The following is a 25,962-nucleotide window of genomic DNA, read 5'->3' on the forward strand; positions in this document are numbered from 1 at the left end:
ACTCTAAATTCTTAATAAGGAGGATTTTTAATGGTGTTTTGGAATAAGGGCAAGGCTAATAGAGTGTTTGTTTTCCTATTATCAATATGTTTGATGTTCTCTAGTGTTTTCTTTTTACCAATTTCCCAAGTGCATGCAGCCACGCAGGCGACGTATTATGTCGATCCTGTGAACGGTCTTGATACGAACGATGGAACAACAACAATTACAGCATTCCGAACGATAGAAAAAGCGCGCGATGTGGTTCGCACAGTTAACGCCAACATGACTGGCGATTTGTATGTGTACCTCCGCGGAGGCACGTACAATCTGGCATCCACACTTACGCTTACCGACGCAGACTCGGGAACGAATGGGTACAATATTAATTATTCGGCCTATAACGGCGAAAAGCCGCTGATTAGCGGAGGCAAACAGATTACGGGATGGACCTTGCACGATGCCAGTAAAAACATTTACAAAGCGTCTGCCGGGGGAGATATTCAAACAAGGCAGCTATTTGTCAACGGTAAACGGGCAACCAGAGCAAGAAGCACGGGGGCGCCTTCACCATTGACCTTTGTTAAAGCATCTGGTTATACGGCTACGGGCAATGTATTGGCCAATAGCACGATTCCCATGCATAACTGGGGGAACAAGAGCGACATCGAGTTTGTATACAAAAATCAGTGGACTGCGCCAAGAATTGGTGTTAGCACGATTACGAATAACGGAACTACGACCACTTTCACTATGAAACAGCCTGGTTGGCAATTTGTAACCAATAAAGGGGGAACCTCAGTTGGCGGATCCTTCAATGGAAATGGATTGCCGTGGTACATTGAAAACGCCTATGAGCTGCTTGATGCAGAAGGTGAATGGTATCTGGACAGAACGACTGACACTTTCTACTATAAGCCAAAAGCCGGAGAAAACATGTCGACAGCTACCATTGTGGCGCCTGTTTTGGAAGAACTGGTGAGGGTTGAAGGTTCGGATCTGGATCATAAAGCACACAATATTCAGTTCAAAGGCATTACGTTCTCCCATGCAACTTATTTAAGAGTAAGTGGGGACGGCGGACTCCCGGATGCGCAGAACAACGTCATAAGGGACACTATAAAGGATGCAAATGGAAACGACGTAGCTAGAGAAACGATTATTAATGCAGCAGTCAATTTGAGATACGCCCATTCCATTAAATTTGAAAGAGATATATTCGAGCACCTTGGCGGCAGCGGTCTGAACATGTATACCGGATCACAGGACAATTTGGTTGTAGGATCGGTATTCACAGATATCTCCGGCAATGGGATACAGGTAGGAGATTATACAGGACTGTATACCGCTGGTACGGAGAATTATGCTCAGAGCACCGATCCACGAGTCATGCTTAGAAATAATGATGTGAATAATAGCTATTTTTACAAAATTGGCGCTGAGTATTTCGCTTCAACAGCCATTGCAGCCAGCTTACCGCAGGATATGGATATCACGCATAATGAAATAAGCAATGTTCCTTATTCAGCTATCCATGTGGGTTGGGGATGGAGTACGCTCCCCTACACTGTCCATCAAAGAACGAACATCCAGTACAACTATATACACGATGATATGATGTTATTAGCAGATGGTGGAGCGATTTATACAAATGGCCCAACCAATGGCAGTTCGACAAACAAGGGAATTATCTCAAACAACTATATTCAGAATGAGGGGAACACAAACGGAGCCTTGTATCCTGATGAAGGAAGCAGTTGGTACGATATAACAGACAATGTTGTTAACAACTCATCTAGGTATCTTCTCATTTGGAAAAATACGATACATGATATTAATGTAAATAACACGTATACAACAACTTCAAATAGTACGAATGCTGGAACCAATACCAAAGTTACCAACACCACTGTGGTCTCAAACGGGAATTGGCCATCCGCAGCGATTGCGATCATGAATAATGCAGGAATAGAAAGTACTTATGCAGATATTAAGCCCGCACTTCCGCCTTCTGCTCAACCTGCAGCAACACAGTTGCTTTTCCAGAACTTTAATGGAGAGACCACGGGAAGCAGTCCGGCTGGCTGGACAACGGATCAGAATGGAGGCACAATTCAGGTTGCAGCTGTACCTGATGCAACGAATAAAAGCATCCAGTTCAATAAAACCGTTGCCAGCACGAATGCGATGAACGCTTCCAAATCCTTCATCCAGGTAGCAACAGGAAGTGTTGAGCTTAAAGCAAGAGCAGAACAAACCAATGCAAATAGTACCATTGCTTTACTGTCCGATCAAGCCAATACTTCCCTCATTGCCGTTCAATTTAATAGCAATGGGAAGATCAGTTATATGAAGAATAATGCTTGGCAGGATACCGATGTTTCTTATACGGCAGGAACATGGTATAAAATCAAAATTGTTTTTAATTCCGATACGGATACGTTCGACTTATATGTGGATGACATTTTGAAGCTGAAAGATGAGCCATTCATTGCCGAAGGTGGAAAAGTAACCAAGCTTAGCATCGGTATGAATCAAGATGAAATTGGGACGATGTATGTGGATGATGTGGATGTTTTCTCCTATCTGATTGCCCCAACTCAAGTGTCTTTCCAAAACTTTGACACGGAAACAACAGGTAGTGCGCCGGCAAATTGGACGTCAACCCCGAATGGAGGAACCATTCAAATCGCCGAGGTGCCAAGCGCTTCAGATAAGAGCATGAGACTAAGAAAGACGAGTAGCTCAAGTGCGAATATGGGAGCATCTAAAACCTTTAGTCCTGTCACTTCCGGCATCCTAGAATTAAGAGCGCGGGCTGATCAAACCAATGCATATGGGTATATTGCTGTTTTGAGTGATGCAAGTGGTGGTGCCGGAGCATTTATTGCCTTTGAACCTAACGGCAAAATCGGCTATCAAAAGGCTGGTACTTGGATTGACACAAGTGTTGCTTATTCTGCAGGAAAATGGTACACAATTAAAATTATTTTCAATACCATCCTAGGTAAGTTTGATTTGTTCATCGACGGTGTGAAGGTCTTGGATCAGCAGCCTGTACTTTCGGGAGATGTTGTCACGTTAGCTACTGCGATTTACAGAACCAATGTCGGGACGATGTATATTGATAACGTGAATCTTTTCTCGATTCAGGACAGAACTCCGCCGGTTACTACAGATAATGCTCCGAAGGATTGGGTGAATCATGACGTCACTGTCGCGCTGATGGCAACCGATGCGGATTCTGGTGTAGCCGACACATTCTTCACAATTGACGGTGGAGCGACACAAACCGGTAATAATGTTGCCATCAATAGTGATGGATCACATCTGCTCACCTACTGGAGTGTGGACAAGAAAGGGAATGCTGAAGCACCACATGCAGTGGTCGTCAATATTGACAAAACGACACCTGTCACGACAGCTGTTCTTAGGGGGACTCAAGGGGCAAATGGCTGGTATACGGCAGATCCAACTGTCACCTTGGCTACTTACGATCTGTTATCCGGCGTTAGTGGAACTCAGTATCGAATCAATAACGGAAGTTGGGAGAACTATGTCGGGCCATTTACGATCTCGGAAGAAGGGATAACTACGTTAACGTATAGGGGTATCGATCAAGCAGGGAATACGGAAGAAACGAATACTTCCATCATCAAGCTCGATAAGACGGCACCGACCCTCAACGTCGTACTTGATCAAACGTCATTGTGGCCTGCCAATCACAAGATGGTTGCTGTGAACGCAACGATTACGGCAAATGATGAACTTTCACAACTTGCCTCCGTTAAACTCCTATCGATTACAAGCAATGAAACGGATACTGGGGATGATATTCAAGATGCTCAATTCGGTACTCTTGATACAGCTTTCTCTCTCCGGGCCGAACGTTTAGGACAAGGAGAAGGTCGGATCTATACGATTACGTATATTGCAACAGATCAGGCAGGTAATCAATCGACTGCACAAGCTAAAGTTATCGTACCGCACGATCAGAGAAAATAGTAAGACAATGCTTTAAAATAAAAGCCACAATGCGACTCATCATCGTATTGTGGCATTCGCCATATCTTGAAGCGATAACGGCTCGGAAAGATGAATGGAAAAATCCTAGCTTCGGTGAGTAATATTACAATAATTTGCTCTTGAGATACTTTCACATTTCTATGTCATGTTGTCTATTTTGAAGCTAATTTCTTTAACTACTTTTCTTCGATATAAGCCTGGGGTAACGCCAGTAAACTTCTTAAATAACTTATGAAAATAAGGTAAGCTCTCATATCCGCAATTGTGGGCGATCGTCTCAATACCTAAGTCGGTAGTTAAAAGAAGCTCCTTTGCAGTTGAAATTCGCTTGGCATTCACATAGTCGGTGATGTTCATCCCGGTTAGTTGTTTAAACACCCTAGATAAATGAGCGGCTGAGACTGAAGTGTGCTTAGCCAAATATGAAAGTCCAGCGATTTGGTTAGTGTGAAACTGATCTAAGTGTTGAAGTATGTTTAGTAACCAGGAGGGTCCGACATCGGACGTGGCCAGTTGATGATGGGATTCTTTTAATATCAAACGATTAATGCTGATCAGAAGGCTATTTAAATGTAGTTGAACTGCGTATCTAAAACCAGCTTCGTGTCGTTCCAATTCTTCATGCATTTGTTTGAGTTTTTCTTCGAGATGAGGGCGCATGGCTGCTGGGACAACAAGCTTATAGCTCTTATATTTTCTAGCTCGCTCAAAAACTTGCATATTCGTAAACGAATCACCTGCCGAATAATGCCCGATCAGTTGCGGATCAAAAAAGAGAGCAGTGGCAGTAATTGGAGATTCAGAATCTGGCAATGCCTGATGGATGGTATTTCCAGGAATGATGAAGAGGTCTCCTTCATTCATCTCATAGAGCATTTGGTTTAAGAAAAACGTACCTTTTCCACTATAAACATAAACTAATTCAAAGCGATCATGAAGATGCTCTGGTAGTTCACGATTTGGTGTCTTTTTGTCCTTAAATACGATGTCAAATGGCAAGAGGTGGTCGTTAATAAAGTTTTTTATTAGCGGTTTTTGCATTTTCCGAACCTCCCCAAATCATCTCACTTCATTATTTCTCTTATGTATAGAATATCAAAATAGAGTATGTTTTTGCAAAGGTAAAGAATTATCAAATGCCATAATCCTGTTACAATAATATGTGTGCACACCAAAATCAGGGAGGCTATGCTAACTAAAAAATTGATGCCACTTATTGCCTGAATTCGCATCAACTGGGTGAGAATATTGTTGTTTTAACAGCACTAACCTTGGAAGAAACTCAATTATTCATTTATAGGCTGAATCGAATCCTGGGATTCATTCTCATAACACACGCTAGGTTGCGTGCTAGTCATACTATGCCAGGTAGTTTAAGTGCTGCCAATGCTGTATTTGGATTGTTCGAAAAATCTCATCAAAGGAGCCAGTCATCGATGGACGTCGTTTACCAATTTGAAGAAGTAGCGAGACTTCCCTTGCCCGGGGATAACTGCGCCGTTGCGATTCACCAATTGAACTCCGGTACCGTCATTCAGTATGAAGGCCAAATCCTCACCTTGGATTACACGGTTATGGAAGGCCATCGATTTGCGGTGAAAGCGATCGCTCCTGGTCAAGATTTGCTTTCGTGGCATTTGCCTTTCGGCGTGGCGATTAAGCAGATTCAGCCCGGCCACTATGTGATCAACGAAACAGTACGTGGAGCGCTCAGTGTGCGCCAGTTGACATTCGCAGTGCCGGCGGAGCCCAATTTCGCGGATCAAGTTTCTCCTTATATCCTTGACGAGGAGAACTTTCGGCCGGCTCAGGCATCGCCAGCTTATGAGGATACGCGCACTTTCATGGGATACCGCCGCCATGAAGATCGCGGGGTTGGCACCCGGAACTACATCGTACTGCTCGGCACCACCTCGCATACGGGGAGCTACGTGAATGAGCTTGCCTCTCGTCTGCAAAGCGAATGGAAGAACGATTCGAATATAGACGGGTTCGTTCCCGTCGCTCATACGGAGGGCGGCACAGAGAAGCCGAATAATGTGGACTTGCTGCTGCGGACGCTCTCAGGTTTCATGGTCAACCCGAACGTCGGAGCGGTATTGGTTGTCGATTATGGCAATGAATCGGTCACGAACAAGATGGTAGAGGCTTATGCACGCGAGCATAACTATCCGATCGATGAAGTGCTGCATAAGTTCGTGTCGCTTACAGGTAGCTTTGAAGAGGAGCTGGTTAAAGGTGAAGCGATAGTGCGGGAATGGCTGTCAACGGTTAACACGATGCAGCGGACGCCTGAATCCATCCGCCACTTGCGAATCGGCTTGCAGTGCGGCGGTTCGGACGCATTTTCCGGAGTATCCGCGAATCCGCTGCTCGGTTGGGTTTCAGAACAATTGGTGCGTTACGGCGGTGCGGCTAGTCTAGCCGAAACTGATGAGTTGATAGGCGCGGAGCCCTATGTCTTGTCAAAAGTACGCAACGTGGAAACCGCGCGCAAATTTCTGGAACTTGTGAACCGATTTAAGGAGCGCACTTCCTGGCACGGCACAAGTGCGGAAGGTAACCCGTCAGGTGGCAACATGTATCGCGGCTTGTACAACATCTATCTCAAGTCTATAGGCGCCGCTATGAAGAAAGATCCGACAACGCGGATCGATTATGCAACTGAGTACGGGGAGCTCATGAAGGATGGCGGCTACTATTTCATGGACAGCCCTGGCAATGACCTGGAGAGCATCGCCGGACAGGTAGCCGCCGGCTGCAACATGATCTTCTTTACAACGGGAAATGGTTCGATCACCAACTTTCCGTATGTGCCTACGGTCAAGGTGGTCACGACAACTCGCCGCTTCCAATTGCTTTCGAATGATATGGATGTGAACGCGGGGCAGTATCTGGAAGGCAAGTCGATGGATGAGCTGGGCCAAGAGGTATTCGAGTTGGCGCTCCAAATTGCCTCTGGTCAGCGAAGCGTCGGCGAGAAGGCGGGCCATGCCCAAGTACAAATTTGGCGCAACTGGCAGCAGAACGATGCGAGTCGGCTGGATACGCTGCTTCATACTCCTGTACCGACAGGAGCTCCGATAGAAATTGAAGATAAGGCTGTAACGAGGAATATCTCGCTTCAATTTTCCTTTACTCGGCATCGCAATCGGCAGTCCAGTGACAATATCGGCTTGATCGTGCCGACCAGTCTTTGTGCCGGACAGGTAGCGGGCATGATCACACGGCGACTGAACGAGCAAGGAGCAGGTTATCCCGAGCTCTCGCGCTTTGTCACATTGGCGCACACGGAAGGCTGCGGCACCTCGGGGGGGCCAGCCGAATCACTGTTTGCCCGCACGATGATCGGCTATATTACGCATCCGATGGTGAAGCATTGTTTGCTGCTGGAGCATGGCTGTGAGAAAACGCATAACGACTACATGCGCCATCAGATGGATGTGATGGGTGTCGATGCGAGCCGTCTTGGTTATGCCAGCATCCAGCTCGACGGCGGAATTGCCAAGGTGAGCGAGAAGGTTGAGGCCTGGTTCGCCGATCGATTGGTTGCGGCTGATCCTGCGGAGAAGGTGACGGTAGGTTTGGAAGGACTGCGCATCGGGATCGTAAGCGTTGGTGCTATTAACAAAAGTGCCGGCGAGCAGTTGGGGGTTCTGACCAAAATAATTGTCGGAGCTGGTGGCTTGGTCGTCATTCCCGAGAACAGCGGATTGCTTGCCGAGGATGCGTTCAGTCAGCATCTATTTAGCGCGTCTCAAGTTCGACCGTCAATTGCCTATGGGGAACACGTCCACCGAAACGGCTTCCACATTATGGAGACTCCAACAACGCATGGGGTAGAGACGATCACAGGACTCGCCGCCACAGGTGTGGAATTAATAATCGCGCTGATCGGTGATCGTCCGATGCAGGCGCATCCTTTCGTCCCAATGCTGCAAGTGACGTCGGATCAGGACGTGCTGCATAACCATAAGCAAGATGTCGATTTGGTACTCGAGGGCAATCCGAGCCTATGGGTGAATCATATTCTTGAGCGAAGCAAAGAAATTTTGGAACATTCTTATGTACCGCGTCTCTATCAGAAAGGAAATATCGATTTTCAAATGACACGAGGCTTTTTGGGTGTGTCGTTATAATGCAGACAAAATCAGAAAGCGAGGAACACTCCATGACGAACGCATTATTATCCCAACGGCCGCTTGGCAGTACTGGCCTACTCATATCACCGCTATGTATTGGAGCCGCTCCGCTCGGGGATATGCCGGAGACCTTTCAATATAGCACGTCGGAAGAACAGGCATTGGTGACGTTGCGCACCGCCTTCGAAAGCCCAATCAACTTTCTGGATACGGCTGCAGCATACGGTGAAGGCGAGAGCGAACGGCGAATCGGTAAGGCTATTCATGCGAATGGTGGTCTTCCCGCAGGTTACGTGTTGGCAACCAAAGCCGATCGCGACTTTATGACCGGAGACTTCAGCGGCGAACAGATCAAACGTTCCATCGAAGGAAGCCTCGAACGCTTAGGACTTGATCGTCTGCAATACGTTTACATCCACGATCCTGAACATACCACCTTCGAAAATGTGATGGGATCCGGCGGACCGTTAGAAATACTGCAAAAGTTTCAAAAGCAGGGAGTCATCGATCACATCGGAATATCCGGCGGACCGATCGATATGCTCATTCGTTATGTCGAAACGGGAGCGTTCAGTGCGGTTGAAACCCATAATCGATATACGCTGCTCAATCGGGCTGCCGAACCTTTGCTTGATGTCGCGAGTCGTATGGGCGTGGCGGTTATTAACGCCGCTCCTTATGGCAGTGGCATATTGGCCAAAGGACCAGAAGCGTACGCGCGTTATGCCTATAGCGAAGCTCCGCCACTCGTATTGGAGAGAGCGCGTATGTTCGCCAAGGTTTGCCTGGAATACGATGTTCCGCTTGCCGCAGCAGCACTTCAATTTTCGCTTCGCGATTCGCGGATAGCTAGTACGGTCGTTGGCATGAGTAAACCGGAACGGGTAGCCCAGACGTTGGAGCTCGCGAATTACCCGATTGCCCCTGAGCTATGGCCGGCGCTTGATGCCTTTGGCTATGATACGGAAGATCCCGAAGAGAATCGATCTGCTTAGTGGGTGGGGGTAGATCATGGTCATCGAGATCGATTCGTGACCGAGCTGCCTTGGTGATTCATTAAATTGGAACAATAATCTCGTCCCTAAGAGAATGTCTTTGGGGCGGGATTTTTTAGTTGCTATAAAAAGATGATTTACACTGGAATTAACTTGGACGCAGTCGTAACCGGACAGTCCACAAAAAACCAATAATGCAAGAGCTTTTGCTTACCCGATTATTTCCCTGCCAGTCATCATTCGAAGCTGGGGATAAGTCGCATCACAACCGCCCTTACTATATGGATGGATTGCGGCTGCAAAGCTTGCAGCGTGGCGCTTCATAAAAAGTGCGAAAGAATAAGCCTTTCAAAGTACAGTGCTTTATGTTAGTATCAACATGTCTGACAACCTGATATCTAACTTTTGAAAGGGGTGCATTTTATGAAAATTTCGTTATTCATTACCTGCTTAAGTGACGCTTTATACCCGAAAGTCGGAGAGGCGATATCTCGAATTTTGGGCTATCACGGTATCCTTCTGCAATTCCCGACCATTCAAACTTGCTGTGGGCAGCCCGCTTACAACAGCGGCTACTGGGAGGAAGCAAGGACAACGGCAAAAACAATTCTTGCTGCTTTTGAAGATAGCGACTTCGTCATCTCGGCCTCAGGATCTTGTACGTATATGATTCATCACTATGCGGATCTTTTCAAGGATGATCCGGAAATGCGGGACAAAGCCTTGCAATTACAGAACAAAACATATGAGTTCACGCAGTTTCTCGTAGGTGTACTTGGTATCACTGATCTTGGAGCGAGGTTTCCGCATAAGGTTACGTATCATCCCTCCTGCCACGGCAGCAGGCTTCTTGGTGTGAAGGAAGAACCGCTGGCTTTGCTGCGGCAGGTAAAGGAGTTAGAGCTGGTGCCTCTTCCTTTTGCAGAGGATTGCTGTGGATTTGGAGGAACTTTTGCTGTGAAAATGTCGGATATATCCGGGGCCATGGTGAATGAAAAAGTCGATCATGTGAAGGAAACGGAAGCGGAGGTGCTTGTCGGCCTGGATATGGCCTGTCTGATGAACATTGCCGGCAATCTGCGATTCCGAAATGAACCAGTCAAGGTTATGCATCTGGCTGAACTGTTATATGAAGGGGTGAAAAGGGCATGAGTCAAAAAGAAGCTGAAGGGAAGACGGTCAAGGAGCGGGCAGATCAGGCGCTGAACGACGAGTTCCTTCGCAAAGCGGTTATGTTTACGACAGAACGGCTGCGGAACGGTAAACTTAAAGCCGCGGAAGAACACGGGAACTGGGAGGAATGGCGTGAAAGAGGCAGGCAAATTCGGCTGCATACCATCGCCCACCTGGATTATTACTTACATACGTTTGTTGAAAATGCTCGAGAGAACGGTGTCCATGTTCATTTTGCCGAGACGGCCGATGATGCTGTGAAGCTATCCTTGACCATCGCCAAAGAGAAAGCGGCCCGGACCGTCGTTAAGTCCAAATCCATGGTTACAGAGGAGCTGCATTTGAATCAGGCGCTTGCCTCTATTGGCGTTGAGGCCATTGAAACGGATTTAGGCGAATATATTATTCAATTGGCCGATGAAACGCCCTCCCATATCATCATTCCGGCGATTCACAAAAACCGGTATCAGATTGCTGACTTATTATCCAAGGAAGCAGGGGAGACCTTACCGCCCGATACGACGATATTGGCAGGATTTGTCCGCAGAAAGCTGCGGGAAAAATTTCTGGAGGCGGATATTGGCATCACGGGCTGCAACTTTGCTATTGCGGAAAGCGGGTCTATTGTTCTGTTTGAAAATGAAGGCAACGCACGAATGGTTTCCACCGTGCCCAAGACACAAATTACACTCATGGGCATGGAGCGGATTATACCAAGTTGGATGGATTTGGAGGTCATGGCGACACTGCTGCCGCGTTCGGCTACCGGCCAAAAGCTGACCGTCTACATGTCCGGAATTACAGGTCCGCGGCGTGGGTCTGATGCAGATGGTCCGGAGGAGATGCATATTATTATCGTCGACAACGGGCGTTCTTTGCAGCTTGGCGATCCGGAATTTCAGGAGCTGCTCAATTGCATCCGCTGCGGGGCCTGCCTGAATGCATGCCCCGTTTATCGTCATATTGGCGGTCACGCCTATGGGGGCACCTACAGCGGCCCGATTGGGGCGGTATTAACCCCTGCGCTCCAGAAGAACACAGCAGATTGGGACGACATTGCCAATGCTTCCAGTCTATGCGGCGCTTGTTACGAAGCTTGTCCTGTGAAAATACCGCTCCACGATATGCTTGTCTCACTACGTCGTCGCAAAGTGGAGCAGGGGCATGGCGACAAACTTGAACAAGCCGGGATGAAGGGCTTTGCAGCCATCATGGGAAGCGCGAAGAGATTTAATACCGTATTGAAACTGGCACGTATCGGCCAGAAGATGGTCGTTCGCGATCAAGGTATTCGACTGCGCGTAGGGCCATTAAAAGGATGGAATACGTATCGAGTTGCGCCTAGTTTGCCTAAGGCTTCTTTCCGAGACAGCTGGGGCACGCTTGAACACCAAATACGTCAAGAATTTAAAGGAATCGACCCAGTTTTGCACAGTCGTATGCAGGATGCGTTGACGAAGAGAAAAAACCAAGGAGGACATCAAGGATGAGTGAGCGCAGTCAAGCATGGCTGGCACAATTGGACTCTCAGTCAGCTAGGGAACAAGAACGGTTTATGAATGCCATTGCCAGTAAGCTGGGACGAGCAAGAGTCATAGAGAAGCCCGCGCATCCCTATCGGGGAGCACCAGATTTTTGGCATAAATTCGAATGGCCGTTGGAAGAAAGAATTGAGCAGTTTACGACTAATTTTCAAGCGGCAGGAGGCTATGTTGTTAGGCTTTCTTCGATGGAGAAAGCGAAATTAGCGATAATCGATATCGTGCAATCATTAGGCGTTAACCGGATTATCCATCAGGATCAACCTGAGCTGCATGCCCTTCATCTTAGCGATGTGTTATCGGAAGCGCAGATTTCCGCGTGGAATACGGACAGTCGGGAAAGCTGGAAAGCCGTAGCAGCCGCGGCCGACCTTGGCATCGTTCTTGCGGATGCAGCAGCGGCTTACACCGGATCGTTAACTGTGTTATCATCAAAGGAAAAGGGAAGATCGGTTAGTCTGCTTCCTACATCTTTGATCGTGATTCTTCCTGTGGAACGGCTGAAGACCCGACTAGGGGAGATTCTGATTCAATTCGATCAATCGGCAAGGAAGGATCTTCCCGCTGGCATTCACTTTATTTCAGGTCCCAGCCGCTCGGCGGATATTGAGAACGATTTAACCATAGGCGTACATGGCCCTGGTATCGTGCATGTGCTAATCATCGGGTAAAAGAGGTTATAGCATGGAAGTCAATAAGCTGCTCAAACGCAATCATTATGACGAAATGGCTGATCAAATCAAGCAAATGATTCTGCAGGGACAACTCCAAACAGGCGATAAACTCCCGTCTACGAAAGAACTGTCCGAGCGATTTGGAGTTGGACGTTCCACGGCGCGTGAAGCACTCAGCGCGTTAAAAGCCATGGGACTTATCGAAATCCGGCAGGGAGGCGGCTGCAGAGTGATCAGCCAAGTGCCTACCGAGGTCTTATTGCCGGAGATGGCTTCATTGCGGATGAATCGAACGACGCTGCTTGAATTAATGGAAGTCAGACAATCCCTAGAGGTGTCGATTGCCGCGATTGCCGCCAAGAATAGAACAGAGCAGGATCTGCAACAGCTTCATCTCGTTCTGAACGAAATGGTAAGCGCTGTAGGTAATGATATTGAAGGCGAGAGAACGGATGTATCCTTCCATGTGATGCTGGTTCAAGCCACTCATAATGCCATTATGGAACGAACCTGTCAATCCATCATGAAGCCGATGGAATCGATGATCCGGGATATTCGCCGAGCTGAATTGTACGCCAATCAGGATGTGGCCATTCAGCTTTTGAAAGAACATACACGGATTTACGAGGCTATTCGCAGGGGGGATCAAGAGCAGGCATCTCAAGCGATGAGATCGCATTTGGAGCATGTGGAAAGCATCTTGGTCAAATATATTTGACACTTAGTACTGTGAGGGATAGTCATGGAAAGTATTGGGTTCCAGCTCTAGAACGGGCGAACAATGTGCTTCTGGAGCTTGCGGGACAACCAACGAAGTGACGGTAGCTTTTACGATGAGCGCGGGAGATTGCTCAAGCTGATGGGTTCCCTTGGTCAAATCAGAGCGGACATGGAAAGGAATGAAATCGAGGTCACGAGCTTTGTGACAAGAGAGAAGGAGATCATTCGTCTGGAAGCACCGCCTGAATGGCATGGCGGGGGAGATGAAGGTATCATGCAAGATTTCGTACGATTGGTACGGCAGGAAGCTGGGCTTACATCAGCGAGTATTTCTGTCGAAAGTCATCTCATGGCTTTTGCTGCTGAGACATCTCGCTACAGATTACACAAAGAATGTTTTTGTAAAACATGTAGCTGATAAGTAAGACTATTCTTGGGAAAAAGTGTTGATCCATAATAGCAATAGAAAAGGGATATATCTCTCAAATGTCTACTTTGCTATGTTGAAGGATGGATTGTTTAACGGATGGGAGCATTACGGGAAGTTCGTTGATTATTGTTTCCATTTCGTAAAACAGACTTATGGTGCTACGCTTGAGAAAAGCATCGAATTGATTCAGAAAAGCGGCGGCTCTGCTGTGAGAGATTGGATTTGAAAGTGTCTGGCGGAACGGACTGGCATGGTATGGCTCGTCTGAAAAATCCTTTATATTTTGTCGGAAATATTCGCATCGTTTGATTTTGTTGCTGTAGGCTGTTTGCAAGGGTATTAACGCCGTTGCAAGCAGTTTTTTCATTTTTGCGGATGTACTGTGTCCCAGTTGTAAAGAAAGATACTTCATTTATTTGGACATTGTGCAAGTAATGGAGGTGAAGGTTATGACATTAATCCATATCGAGAATGCTAGTAAGTATTATACGATGGGCGAGGAAACGATTAAAACATTAGATAATGTCTCGTTAGATATTGATCATGGAGAGTTCGTGGCCATCATGGGACCGTCGGGTTCCGGCAAATCAACGCTGATGAACATCATCGGGTGTTTGGATGTTGTAGATAAAGGTATCTATGACCTGGATGGTCAAGCAATAAACTTGCTTAAGGATTCTCAGCTCGCTGAGATTCGTAATCAGAAGATTGGCTTCGTTTTTCAGAGTTTTAACTTGCTGCCGAGGTTAAGTGCTTATGAGAATGTGGAATTGCCTTTGATTTATCGGGGTATGAGCAAAAGGGAAAGAGGGCCGCTTGTTCTACAGGCGTTGGAAGCGGTGGATTTACTTGATCGCAGGAAGCACTTTCCATCGGAGCTATCTGGCGGACAGCAGCAGCGTGTTGCTATTGCGCGAACGTTGGCAGGAATCCGTCGATCATTTTGGCGGATGAACCTACGGGAGCATTAGATTCGAAGACTGGTGTGGAGATTTTAAACATTTTAAAGAAATTAAATGCACAAGGTCGGACGATTATTTTGATTACTCATGACTTATTTATTGCCCAGCAGGCGAAGCGGATTGTGCGGTTTCGGGATGGGCGGTTGAATGAAGTTGTTTAGTGTTTATAAGACCGGAACTCCAAACAAGGGGTTCCGGCTTGTTTTATTTTCAATGAATCGTTTGTATAATTCAATGAAAATGGCACCGGTATTCAACTCCCATGAAAATTAAAAAGCTCTGGTTCTTAAAAAAGGCTGAGCCTCTGCTTGATCATTATGGAGTTGGGTGGTAGTAAACGACTTTCTTCCAAAAACTAAGGTAAGGATCACACACGGAAACGGGAGTTTGTAATAACGTTGCGGCAAATAGATCCGCATCAAATTCCAGCGTCTTAGGCATTAGCGTCGACCTTCGGATAGGTCAATTGCGACCAACTTACAGGTGCTGCTTCGATTTTGGAGAAACGCCTTATTTCGACAGACAATGTCTCGTTTTCGTTCTATAATAACCAAATTGAAAGCGCTTCATAAAATCTGAGCATACACGCAAATGAGGTGAATAATCTGTGTTAAAGCTGAAGTTCAAACTAAGGTTCAAGCATTCCCCCATTTTCAGAAGCTTCCTTATCTCCTATGTGCTCATCTTGTTTATACCGATGCTTACGGGTTTCATCTCCTATTTTGTTTCCTCGGACATTATTAAATCCAGTTCGCTAGAGGCAAGCGCGATGCTGCTGAACCAAAGCAAGGACATTCTAGACCGAAGAATGGAAGAGGTTGAAAATATCACAAGGCAGCTTTCGCTGGATCAAGACCTGAATTACTTGCTGAACGAGCAGGTGGATGCGGATCATTTCAATGTTTACGCACTTTGGAAATCGTGGCGCAATACAACAGCTTACAGCTTGACGAATAACTTTCTAGAGGATTTCTACATTTATTTGAACAATTATCAAGTTATTTTTACACCATCAGGTGTTTTTATAAGGCCCGATGATTACTACGACTTGTATCATTACCAGGATGTTGATCGCAGCCAATGGAAACAAGAAATATTGGGGAAAATGCATCGCAAAGAAACGTTGCCGTCGCAATCTTTCATCAATGACGGAAAAAAAACGAACGTGATCACGTATTTGCAATCGATTCCCTTTGATAGCTTTCAGCATGCGCTTGGAACGGCTGTTATCTTGATTGACGAAAATGAAATTGCCAAAATGCTGGAACGAATACCGGAACAATATGGGGGCTGGGCCTATATCTGTGATAAGGATGGTCATACGATTGCCAGAATAGGCATCGAGGATTCGCAAATACAGACACTGAATATACCGAATCTGATCGAAAGCGGTTCGACCAATACCTTTGTCGAAGACAAAACGCTGCTTATTTCCTCGAAATCGACCTATAACGGGTGGGTGTATGTCGTTGGTTTGCCAAAAAGTACCGTCATGAAACAATCCGAGTTCATCGCGAAGGTGACATGGACGATCACAGCTTCGACGTTATTGCTTGGGATTGTGGCGGCTTTGTTATTTGCCTACAGGAACAGTGCGCCGATTAACCGAATTGTCACGGTCTTTCGGGAGCAAACCGGTCAAGGAGGTTACAAAGGGAAGAATGAATATGATTTTCTGCAAGGGAATATCTCTAATTTACTAGCAAGTCAAAAATCACTTGAGGAGGAGCTAAGGCGCCAGCAACCGTTATTGGAGGATGCTTTTGTGAAGCGGCTCATGAAGGGAGAATTTGACTCCCTCCAGGAAGTGCGGACGTTAATGCATTCAATGCCTAACATGAAGTTGAAAGGAGATTTCGGTTATGTTGCGGTCATCCGAATTAACGGCTATAGCGGTCTGGTCAGCAAAGAAATTATTCACGAACTGAATACTGCCCGATTACTTATGAAAAAGTTCCTTAACGAGGTCGATAGTGATTTTCAAATGAACGTGACCGATATAGACTCTGATAAAATTGCGATTCTGATCACTTTTGCCGAAGTGGTCGATGTTCCAAAGACAGATGAACTTTCAGCCATGTTCGACCAGCTGCGAGAGTATGTGAAGGCGGAGTATCGGATACAAATTACCGTTGCGATCAGCAGTAGCTTCCAGGCTCTCTCCGATAGCAGTCGGTCATTCGATGAAGCGAGACAAGCGCTTGATTACTCGGTTCTCATTGAAGAGGCAAAAACAATATGGTACCAGGACGTGATCAAGGAATCATCGACCTATTATTATCCCATTGATATGGAACTTAGAATCATGAATGCGGTCAAAATCGGCGAGCTTCAAGAGGTGTATCGCATTTTTGAACAGCTGCTGGAGCAGAATTTCTCGGAACGACAGTTATCAGCGGAGATGGTTCAGCAATTATTCGGCGAATTGAAGGGGACGTTTTTTAAGCTGCTGCTGCATAGTCCGTTTACGGATCAAGCGGTATCGGAAGGGCTGAAACCCCACGTGGAGCAATTGCAGTTATCAACAAGCCTTGACCGCTTCCGTAATGAAGTTCTTGGGCTTCTTGAAGTGTTCTGCAATCGGGTGTTGAAGAAGAAGGAGGATAGCACCGGAGAAATGATTAACAAAATTGTGACCTTCTTGGAGAATCATTATCCTGATTCTGATTTAAATCTTTATCGAATATCGGTAGCTGTCGAGCTCCCCGAGAAATATATTTCGCAGTTATTTAAGGAGCAGACCGGCGATAATCTATCGGACTACCTAGAGAAGATCCGCATTAAAAACGCGACTGATCTTCTGTTTAACAGCGAGTATACGATTGATGAAATTTCAAAGCATGTAGGTTATAACAGCGCGCACGCATTTCGGCGAGCATTCAAGCGTGTTTCGGGGGTGTCGCCTAGCATTTACCGAAAAACTGTAATTTAATGTTGAGATTATTCAAAAGTACCTTAGAAATGTACTTATACCTGATGGTGAATTTGTGATGTAGTTGGAGTGATCATAATTCAATTCGTTAATGACGGGAATCGAGCGTTTCAGCTCATTTCCAACCTGCTTCAGCTCGTGGAGGAGGGCGGAACGAATTATCATCGCGGCGGTGTGTACGCCAACTTGTTCGATGCCCATCCACCCCTTCGAGAGTGTAGAGGACGTGTCATCTGCTTCGATACGCAGGCGGGTAAGACGTACCTGCTTTGCAGCGTATAATCATTTCGTAATCATTATGGTGACATAAACGACGGGTTCAATTGGATCCGTCATTTGACGTTTCATTAACAAAAGTACCCGTTAAAAGTAAGTGTACCTTGCAGCTTAAAGGCAGGTGTACCCTCCATCGTGAGGTGTACCTTTACGATGGAGGGGCAAATGTGGTCTTGTAGATATAGAAAGCGCTATCAAACTAGGAGGGATTGTTCTGAAAACGGTAACAGTCAGAGAGACACGCGCTCCGAGTCTAACGAAGAAGTCTACGCTTTGGAGGGAAGCCAGTAAGACTTCCGGAAGCATTGGCAGTTTTATCTGCTCATTCTACCTGCTATTCTTTACTTTATTATTTTCAAATACATTCCTATGGTCAACGCTGTTATCGCATTCAAGGATTACAGCGTTGTCAAAGGAATTTGGGCAAGCCCGTGGGCAGGGTTCAAACATTTCCATCTGTTTTTCAACAACCCGCAATTTTGGATGCTAATGAAGAATACGCTGTTCCTTAGCTTGTATCAGATCGCCATAGGGTTTCCCGTGCCCATCCTGCTGGCTTTGGCGCTGAATGAAATCCGGAACGGAATTTTTAAAAGAACGGTCCAACTCGTTACTTATGCGCCTTACTTCATTTCGACGGTAGTTTTGGTTTCGATGATTATGCTGCTTCTTTCCCCGAGATTAGGGGTCATTAACATTATCTTACAAAGCTTCGGCATGGAATCGATCAACTTTCTCGGTATACCAAGCATGTTCCGCAGCGTCTATGTATGGTCAGACGTGTGGCAGGGTGCAGGGTACTCTGCAGTCATTTATTTGGCGGCGCTTGCTGGTGTAGACCCGTCGCTGTACGAGGCGGCTAAAGTAGACGGGGCTTCCAGATTTCAGAAGATTGTCCATATTGATATTCCCGGTATTATGCCTACGGCTGTCATCATTTTGATCTTGAGTGTAGGGAACATCATGTCTGTTGGGTTCGAAAAAATTTATTTACTGCAAAATCCGCTTAATCTGGAAACAGCCGAGATTATCGCCACCTACGTGTATAAAATCGGGTTGTTGAATGCGAATTTCAGCTTCGCTACGGCGGTTGGTTTGTTCAATTCCTTTATCAACCTGATTCTGCTTTTGCTAGTGAATACGCTTGCAAAAAGAATTTCCAGTACAAGTCTTTGGTGAGAGAGAAAGGAGGCATCGACATGTTAAGGTATGGGCGCAGCATTCGTGAATCGAATGGGGACCGGCTATTCCTCACGGGCGTGTATGTATTTCTGATTATCGTGCTTATCGTAGTTCTATATCCGCTCGTGTTCATTGTTAGCTCGTCGTTAAGCAGTCCACTCGCGGTTTCATCAGGACGAGTCTGGTTATGGCCGGTGGATATCACATTCGTCGGATACAAGGTCGTCTTAAGCAATCCACAAGTGTTGCAGGGCTACGGGAACTCGCTATTTTACGCCCTAATAGGCACTTTGATTAGCGTCACGTTAACTGTTGTTTTGGCTTATCCATTGTCGCGAAGGACATTTTTCGGGCGCAATGTGCTGATGATTTTTATTACATTTACCATGCTTTTTTCAGGCGGTTTAATACCGACTTATTTAGTTGTCAAACAGCTAAGTTTGCTCGATACCCGGTGGGCTCTGCTCATCCCTCAGGCGATCTGGGTATGGCAAATTATCATTGCTAGGACGTTCTTTCAGTCGTCGATTCCTGAAGAACTGGCGGAAGCGAGTGAAATGGACGGATGCACCGATTTACGCTTTCTCTGGAGTGTTGTGCTCCCGCTTTCCAAACCTATCATCGCAGTGCTGATCTTGATGTATGCGATTGGACAATGGAATGCTTACTTTGATGCATTAATTTATTTAAAATCACAAAGTCTTTACCCACTCCAATTGATCCTTCGCAGTATCCTAATTCTTAATTCGGCGGCTTCGAGCAACATCGATGCGGCGGAGCAGCTGAGGAGACAGCAGTTTGCCGATTTGACCAAATACTCACTTATTGTTGTAGCGAGCTTGCCCGTTTTGGTTATTTATCCTTTCGTGCAGCGGTATTTCGTTAAAGGAATGCTGATTGGCTCTGTGAAGGGATAGATGGGTGCCTGTGAACCATATTGGAGGAGGTGGTGCAAGGCGTTCAAATAGAAATAAGCGGTGTTCAAAAAAAGCAACTGCAGGGGTTACCATTTGACAATGAAAGGGAGAGGGCGCAAATGAAAAAAACAGTACCATTCGTCATGATAATGCTGCTTATTATCAGCCTAGTTCTCGCGGCTTGTTCATCCCCAACTGCTTCTGATACGAGTACTCCGGGCGCTAAAGATACGCCAAAAGCATCGGTTGGTAAAGGCGGTCCGATAGCAGTCAAAATTTTTGCACAGCAAGATGCGAATACGGATTTAGCGACAAACAGCTTCTCGAAATTAGCCGAAGAGAAATTTAATATTAAGTTTCAATGGCAGACGGTTCCTTTCGACGGGGCGGCCGAGAAACGGCAAATTTCTCTTGCCAGCGGAGACTACCCGGACCTCTATATGCTAATTCCGTGGGTTGATAAATTTTCACAGACGGATATTCTTCGCTACTCACAGCAGGGTGTGATTCTACCGCTTGATGATCTGATCAATCAATATGCGCCGAACGTGAAAGCGGCTTTGGATAAATATCCTTACTTTAAGGCAATGAACACCGCGCCGGACGGTAAAATTTATGGATTGACGCAATTAATCGAATGCTACCACTGTTCCTATCCGAATAAAATGTGGATTAATTCCAGCTGGCTGAAGAAGCTAAACCTGCAGATGCCGAAAACGCTGGATGAGTATAAACAAGTCATGCAAGCCTTCAAGACGAAGGATCCGAATGGCAATGGTAAAGCAGACGAAGTGCCGCTTAGCGGTTCAATTGAGGATTATGGCGTTCATATCATTCCGTATTTTATGAACGGCTTCATCTATGACGACGATAGAACGTATCTTTTGCTGAACAACGGGAAAGTGGACGTGGCTGCAAATAAAGAGGAATGGAAGCAAGGCCTGCAATTTGTTAAGTCCATGTATGACGATGGCTTTATTGATAAAGGTGCGTTTACACAAAATGCAACAGCCTTCAAGAAAATTGGTGACAATGCAGATGCACAAATTTTGGGCGCTGGTGCAGGCATGCATCCTTATATTTTCGTAACAGGCGGATCGGAAAACTCCAAAACGTATGATGCTGTTCCACCCTTGGCTGGACCGAATGGGGCTTATGCAACGTATAATTACCCGAGTGATCCGGGCGCTTCCTTTGTTCTGACGAACAAAGCGAGCAAAGAGGCGCAAATCGCTGCCATTAAATTAGTTGATTATTTATTCACGCAAGAAGGCCAAATCCGTGGTCACTTCGGAGAAGAAGGCAAGGACTGGAGAAAACCAAAGGACGGCGATGTTCCTGTTGAGAAGGGAGCAGCTCCCACTCTTGCCACGATTCCGACTCCAACGGGTGAAACGCCGCACAATTCCGCATGGGGCGCAATGGCGCAATATTTCCAACCTAAAGCGTTCCGCGACTCATGGGTTGCAGCAACCAATATTTATGAAACGACCGGCTATGAGCGCAGATTACAGGAAGCGACCCATCTATATGACGGTAAGCAGCCGAAAGATGTGTTCCCGCACTGGGCTATCTGGATCGATCCATCTACAGCCGATGAAGCAGCAATGCTGAAGACGAACATCAAGAATTACATCGATCAGAACTCGCTGCAGTTCGTCACCGGTGCCAAAGATTTGAATAAGGATTGGGATGCGTATGTAGCAGGTTTAAATAAATTAAATCTGAAACGCTACATGGAAATTATGCAGCAATCGTACGATAAATCGTTCAAGAAATAACAGTTCAAGCAAAAGCGAATCCTGTGTGGCCCAGGTGGTCGCACAGGATACTTTTTATGTAAGGGAGCGGGAAGCCTTGGAAAAAAGCGAACAAGCCAAGCGGCATCCGATCAGCTATGACAAACCAGCACCGGATTTCTTCGAGGGCGCATTGATGGGAAACGGCGGGCTTGGCGCAGTCGTAACAACGCGTCCGGACGCGATTGTCATCCACTTTGGGCACAACAATGTGTGGGACATTCGGATTTCAGAGGATAACCAAGATAAGATTGGGACTTTCGAGGAAGTATTTCACCAATTGCAGCAAATTCCGAAAGAGCAGGATTCGTTTCAAGAGAACGCCTGGTATCGCGATTATTGCGACCTGACGCAGGAGAACTACCGGAAGCCGTACCCTCGGCCCATGCCATGCGGCTCCATTCTGCTCGGATACGACAGGCGCAAGGCGGAGGTTCTGGGTCATAAGCTGCATATCCATAATGGCCTTTGTGAAGTGTACTTTAAGCTTGAAGCTGGTTATGCAACTCTTAAATTGTTTATTGAACCTACGAACGATAGGATGTGGATGAAGCTCGATTCTCCTGAAGGACCTAACGGCAGATTGTTCGACAGAGTGAAGCTTATCCCCGACCCTGATACGCCGGAACAGCTTCCATCTGCGGAAACAGCTGTAGAATCCAAGCTTAGACAGCTATCTTTCAGACAAACTCTCCCTTACTCGTATGAGGAGAATACTTCCCATCCCAAAGATAGGGCGTTCCGGTTGGATGTTCGGGTGTCCGAAGAGATCATATCAACAAACGCCAAAGACGGTGTTCAAGCCAAACTGCTCCAGTCGGGTCCATTCATTGCTTGTGTGGAACTGACGGAAGGACAGGCCGATGCCGTAGCCGTGGGTATTAGAGAGCTGCAGGCTCCCTCCCAGGAGGGGTTTTCCAAAGCCTTCGCTGATGGCGAGCAAAGCTGGAATTCCTATTGGGAATGCTCAGGTGTAAGCCTGCAAGACGAATTTTTGGAGCGTGTCTGGTACTGGAATTTATACTTTTATCATTGTTCTGTAAAACCGGAAGCCACTTGCCCCGGATTGTTCGCGAATTGGAGCTACCGCTCCATCGGCTCCGCCTGGCACGGCGACTATCACATGAATTACAATACGCAGCAGCCATTCTGGCTTGCTTTCTCCAGCAACCATGTCGATAAGCACTTGGCTTACGTCAACATGGTTGACCATATTCTCCCTGTTAGCCGTAAGTGGGCTAGAGAATATTACGGCATGCGCGGGGCGTATTATCCTCACTCGGCTTATCCTGTCGAGATGAATATAATGCCTTATCCTGTGCCGCACTGGGGCTGGGAAATATGTGAAACTCCCTGGACTGTACAAAGCTTATGGTGGCATTACGTTTACACAATGGACTGTGACTTTCTGGCAAATAGGGCTTTCGAGCCGATGAAGGAAGCCGCATTGTTTATGGTTGATTACATGATGAGGCCGGATACCCATGGCAAGGAGTGGGGGGACGATTGCTATCACATTTTCCCCACGGTCGTGCCTGAACTGTACGAATTAACGCCGGGCTTTACGAAAAATTATGACTGCATCGTTGATCTTACATTGACCAAATTTTTATTTCATTCCTTTCAGTCTGCATGTGAAACACTCGGGAAAGACCAGGAGGAAAAGGAGCTATTGGGTAGTATTAGTGAAATTTTGAACAAATTCCCGGAGTATCCGACCACCGAGTCGCAGCGTGGCACCGTATTCGTATCGGTAACCGAAGAGGATGCAGAAGTCGTCTACAACACGCCTAACGCCATTATGACGATTTTCCCAGGTGAAGATCATGGACTTCACTCGCCGAATGAGCAGTACCAGGTAGCACTCAATTCATATCTTAATCATCGCAACGAAGGCGGCAATGAGCTTGTTTTCTACAATCTTGCCGGAGCTCGGCTAGGTAAGCTTGACCTAGAACGTTTCAAACGGCAAATTGCCTACTGCCAGCTTCCCAACGGTACGTGCACCGATCGTGTCTTGTTGTCAGGAGGCAGGTACAGCGATACGTTAAGTTTTGACTTTATGAGCAGAGTTGGGATTTGGTTCGAGAATTTCGCGCTCCCGGTCGTCATTAATGAGTGCTTGCTGCAAAGCTATAATGGTATTCTTCGACTGTTCCCGAATTGGCGGAGCACGAGTCACGCGGAATTTGCCACTCTTAGAGCGGTTGGGGCTTTTCTAGTTAGTGCAGAATATTCCCATGGGGAAGTGCAGTGGGTGGAGATTGTAAGCGAAGCGGGTTCTACGCTGCAGTTTTACAATCCGTGGGAGCAAGGAGCCGTGTGCATCCAGTCTACCGGGAAAGTGACGATCCATGATGGGGTAGGGCAACTGTCCACCTTCCCGGGAGAAAAGATCCGTTTGATTAAAGCTAACGCTTGATACTTGATCGGATTCTAGTCCAAATCTCCACCGATTGAGAGAGTTGATTCAAATTCAAGAAACTGCATGTTCTTTTACCCAAGCGGTGTGAGATAGATCATGCAGGTTTTCATTCCATATACAGTAGCTAGTACCTAGCCAAAGCTCTTTTGGATGATTCAAGAATTCTCCTTTCTGTGTTGAATACGCATATCGTTAAGCTAATGTATTTGCTCGTGTGGACGACGGAATCCGCTATTTTGGAGGCAACCTTTTACAATGGGCCGACATGAGTCGTTTCTTTCCAGACGAAAGGCCCAAGACATTCTAGCGTTGTATCCCGATATATTCTTGGAGAGATTCACATCAATGAGTAAGTAAGAGGAGGCTGTTGAGTCATTGGTAGCCTTCTAGACTATCTGGTCACATAAACTTCCTCAGCAAGGTAAACACCCCCCGAGTTTACCTTGCTTTGTGTTCACAACCTCAAAAAATTCGACAATACAGGAGAAGATCTCGAGGATTTAATCTCGATTGGGACGATCGGATTGATCAAAGCCATCGAGTCGTTCTCGCCGAACAAAGGGACCAAGCTCGCGACTTTTGCGGCTCGTTGTATCGAGAATGAGATCTTGATGCATCTGAGATCGCTGAAAAAAACGCGTAAGGATGTATCCTTGCATGATCCCATCGGAACGGATAAAGAGGGGAATGAAATTACGTTGATCGATATTCTCGGCACGGAGGCCGATGATGTCGTGGATAAGGTTCAGCTCAAGATAGAGAAGAGCAAAATATATCGGAACTTGGAGATTTTGGACGAACGTGAGAAGGAAGTTGTTGTCGGTCGGTTCGGCTTAGAGCTTGGCGACGAAGAGCGGACGCAGCGGGAGATTGGGAAGGAGCTGGGGATTTCACGTTCGTATGTGTCAAGGATAGAGAAAAGGGCGCTAATGAAGCTTTATCATGAGTTTTATAAGGCGAAACGGTAAGGTCGAAGTTCTTTAATCGCATTCTTCATTTATTTGGCATCAGATAATGGAGGCGAAGACAATGACAGCCTTAATCCAAATTGAGCATGTGAGTAAATTTTACTATATGGGCGGGCGGGGAGACAATCCGCGCCCTAGATGACATTTCCCTGGACATTGTACAAGGTGAATTTGTCGCTATTATGGGGCCGTCAGGCTCAGGAAAGTCCACGCTTATGAACATCATTGGCTGTTTGGATGTTTCGGACGAAGGGTTATACGTCCTCGACGGGAAACAGATTCACGCCAAGAGGGATTCACAGCTGGCAGAGATTCGGAATCGGAAGATCGGATTTGTTTTCCAGAGCTTCAACTTGCTGCCGAGATTAAGCGCCTATGAGAATGTGGAGTCCCCGTTGATCTATCGTGGCATGACTAGGAAACAGCGTGAGCCGCTTGTCTTGCAAGCGTTGGAAGCCGTGGATTTGTTGGATCGAACGAAGCACTTTCCTTCGGAGCTGTCTGGAGGGCAGCAACAGCGTGTGGCGATTGCACGGACATTGGCGGATGAACCTACAGGAGCATTGGACTCGAAAACAGGCGTGGAGATCATGGATATTTTCAGACGTTTGAATGAGCAGGGACGGACGATTATTGTGATTACGCATGATCGGCAGATTGCGGAGCAGGCGAAGCGGGTAATAAAGTTTAGAGATGGTAGGTTGGTTTTTTGAAGTGAACAATGCTAGTAACAAGTTTCGGCCTTACGAGATAAATCGTAGGGCTATTACTTTCTTAAGGATGAAGAAAAAGAAGCAACAATAATTCTATTAGACAATGGA

At 46.5% G+C, this 25,962-nt stretch carries 16 protein-coding genes and 2 pseudogenes; 17 read left to right on the forward strand and 1 reads right to left on the reverse strand.

Going from position 1 to position 25,962, the window contains the following annotated elements; genetic code table 11:
* Positions 1 to 30 precede the first annotated feature (30 nt).
* Positions 31 to 3,984 (forward strand): OmpL47-type beta-barrel domain-containing protein, encoded by a 3,954-nt coding sequence (locus ACBP55_RS10835; RefSeq protein ID WP_464651434.1) that lies wholly within the window; start codon positions 31 to 33, stop codon positions 3,982 to 3,984.
* Positions 3,985 to 4,143: 159 nt separating this feature from the next.
* Here ACBP55_RS10835 and ACBP55_RS10840 read toward each other — a convergent pair whose 3' ends face one another.
* Positions 4,144 to 5,046 (reverse strand): helix-turn-helix domain-containing protein, encoded by a 903-nt coding sequence (locus tag ACBP55_RS10840; RefSeq protein ID WP_464651436.1) that lies wholly within the window; start codon positions 5,044 to 5,046, stop codon positions 4,144 to 4,146.
* A gap of 395 nt (positions 5,047 to 5,441) precedes the next feature.
* Here ACBP55_RS10840 and ACBP55_RS10845 point away from each other — a divergent pair, with 395 nt between their 5' ends.
* The 16 genes and pseudogenes from ACBP55_RS10845 (at position 5,442) to ACBP55_RS10920 (ending at position 25,854) form a co-directional block, all read left to right on the forward strand.
* Entirely contained in the window at positions 5,442 to 8,144 is a 2,703-nt protein-coding gene (locus ACBP55_RS10845; protein WP_464651438.1) for a UxaA family hydrolase, read from the forward strand.
* 32 nt (positions 8,145 to 8,176) lie between these two features.
* Positions 8,177 to 9,142 carry an aldo/keto reductase gene (locus ACBP55_RS10850; RefSeq protein WP_464651439.1) on the forward strand — a complete coding sequence of 322 codons (966 nt, stop codon included), beginning with the start codon at positions 8,177 to 8,179 and terminating at the stop codon, positions 9,140 to 9,142.
* 423 nt (positions 9,143 to 9,565) lie between these two features.
* Positions 9,566 to 10,294: a (Fe-S)-binding protein gene (locus ACBP55_RS10855; RefSeq protein WP_268618150.1), complete on the forward strand. Its 729-nt coding sequence runs from the start codon at positions 9,566 to 9,568 to the stop codon at positions 10,292 to 10,294.
* On the forward strand, positions 10,291 to 11,805 hold the full coding sequence (locus tag ACBP55_RS10860) for a LutB/LldF family L-lactate oxidation iron-sulfur protein (protein WP_464651441.1): 1,515 nt from the start codon (positions 10,291 to 10,293) through the stop codon (positions 11,803 to 11,805). Before ACBP55_RS10855 ends, ACBP55_RS10860 begins: the two co-directional genes overlap by 4 nt.
* Positions 11,802 to 12,527 carry a LutC/YkgG family protein gene (locus ACBP55_RS10865; RefSeq protein ID WP_464651443.1) on the forward strand — a complete coding sequence of 242 codons (726 nt, stop codon included), beginning with the start codon at positions 11,802 to 11,804 and terminating at the stop codon, positions 12,525 to 12,527. The genes ACBP55_RS10860 and ACBP55_RS10865 overlap by 4 nt, the downstream gene beginning before the upstream one ends.
* A gap of 13 nt (positions 12,528 to 12,540) precedes the next feature.
* Positions 12,541 to 13,248, forward strand: coding sequence for a FadR/GntR family transcriptional regulator (locus tag ACBP55_RS10870; protein WP_464651444.1), 708 nt, complete (start codon positions 12,541 to 12,543; stop codon positions 13,246 to 13,248).
* Between the two features lie 78 nt (positions 13,249 to 13,326).
* On the forward strand, positions 13,327 to 13,668 hold the full coding sequence (locus ACBP55_RS10875) for a hypothetical protein (protein WP_464651446.1): 342 nt from the start codon (positions 13,327 to 13,329) through the stop codon (positions 13,666 to 13,668).
* 461 nt (positions 13,669 to 14,129) lie between these two features.
* Positions 14,130 to 14,803, forward strand: a pseudogene (locus ACBP55_RS10880) (ABC transporter ATP-binding protein).
* A 446-nt stretch (positions 14,804 to 15,249) separates the two neighbouring features.
* A complete protein-coding gene (locus ACBP55_RS10885; RefSeq protein WP_464651448.1) occupies positions 15,250 to 17,574 on the forward strand; it encodes a helix-turn-helix domain-containing protein in 2,325 nt (774 codons plus the stop codon).
* A gap of 69 nt (positions 17,575 to 17,643) precedes the next feature.
* Positions 17,644 to 17,856: a hypothetical protein gene (locus ACBP55_RS10890; RefSeq protein ID WP_464651450.1), complete on the forward strand. Its 213-nt coding sequence runs from the start codon at positions 17,644 to 17,646 to the stop codon at positions 17,854 to 17,856.
* Between the two features lie 202 nt (positions 17,857 to 18,058).
* Positions 18,059 to 19,029 (forward strand): annotated as a pseudogene (locus ACBP55_RS10895) (ABC transporter permease).
* A gap of 20 nt (positions 19,030 to 19,049) precedes the next feature.
* A complete protein-coding gene (locus tag ACBP55_RS10900; protein WP_464651452.1) occupies positions 19,050 to 19,949 on the forward strand; it encodes a carbohydrate ABC transporter permease in 900 nt (299 codons plus the stop codon).
* A 119-nt stretch (positions 19,950 to 20,068) separates the two neighbouring features.
* Positions 20,069 to 21,730 (forward strand): type 2 periplasmic-binding domain-containing protein, encoded by a 1,662-nt coding sequence (locus ACBP55_RS10905; RefSeq protein ID WP_464651453.1) that lies wholly within the window; start codon positions 20,069 to 20,071, stop codon positions 21,728 to 21,730.
* A gap of 76 nt (positions 21,731 to 21,806) precedes the next feature.
* Positions 21,807 to 24,170 carry a glycosyl hydrolase family 95 catalytic domain-containing protein gene (locus ACBP55_RS10910; RefSeq protein WP_464651455.1) on the forward strand — a complete coding sequence of 788 codons (2,364 nt, stop codon included), beginning with the start codon at positions 21,807 to 21,809 and terminating at the stop codon, positions 24,168 to 24,170.
* A gap of 446 nt (positions 24,171 to 24,616) precedes the next feature.
* A complete protein-coding gene (gene sigK / locus ACBP55_RS10915) occupies positions 24,617 to 25,141 on the forward strand; it encodes an RNA polymerase sporulation sigma factor SigK (protein ID WP_464651457.1) in 525 nt (174 codons plus the stop codon).
* A gap of 182 nt (positions 25,142 to 25,323) precedes the next feature.
* Entirely contained in the window at positions 25,324 to 25,854 is a 531-nt protein-coding gene (locus ACBP55_RS10920) for an ABC transporter ATP-binding protein (RefSeq protein ID WP_464651459.1), read from the forward strand.
* Positions 25,855 to 25,962 lie beyond the last annotated feature (108 nt).

The organism is Paenibacillus sp. WG02 (genome assembly GCF_055396115.1).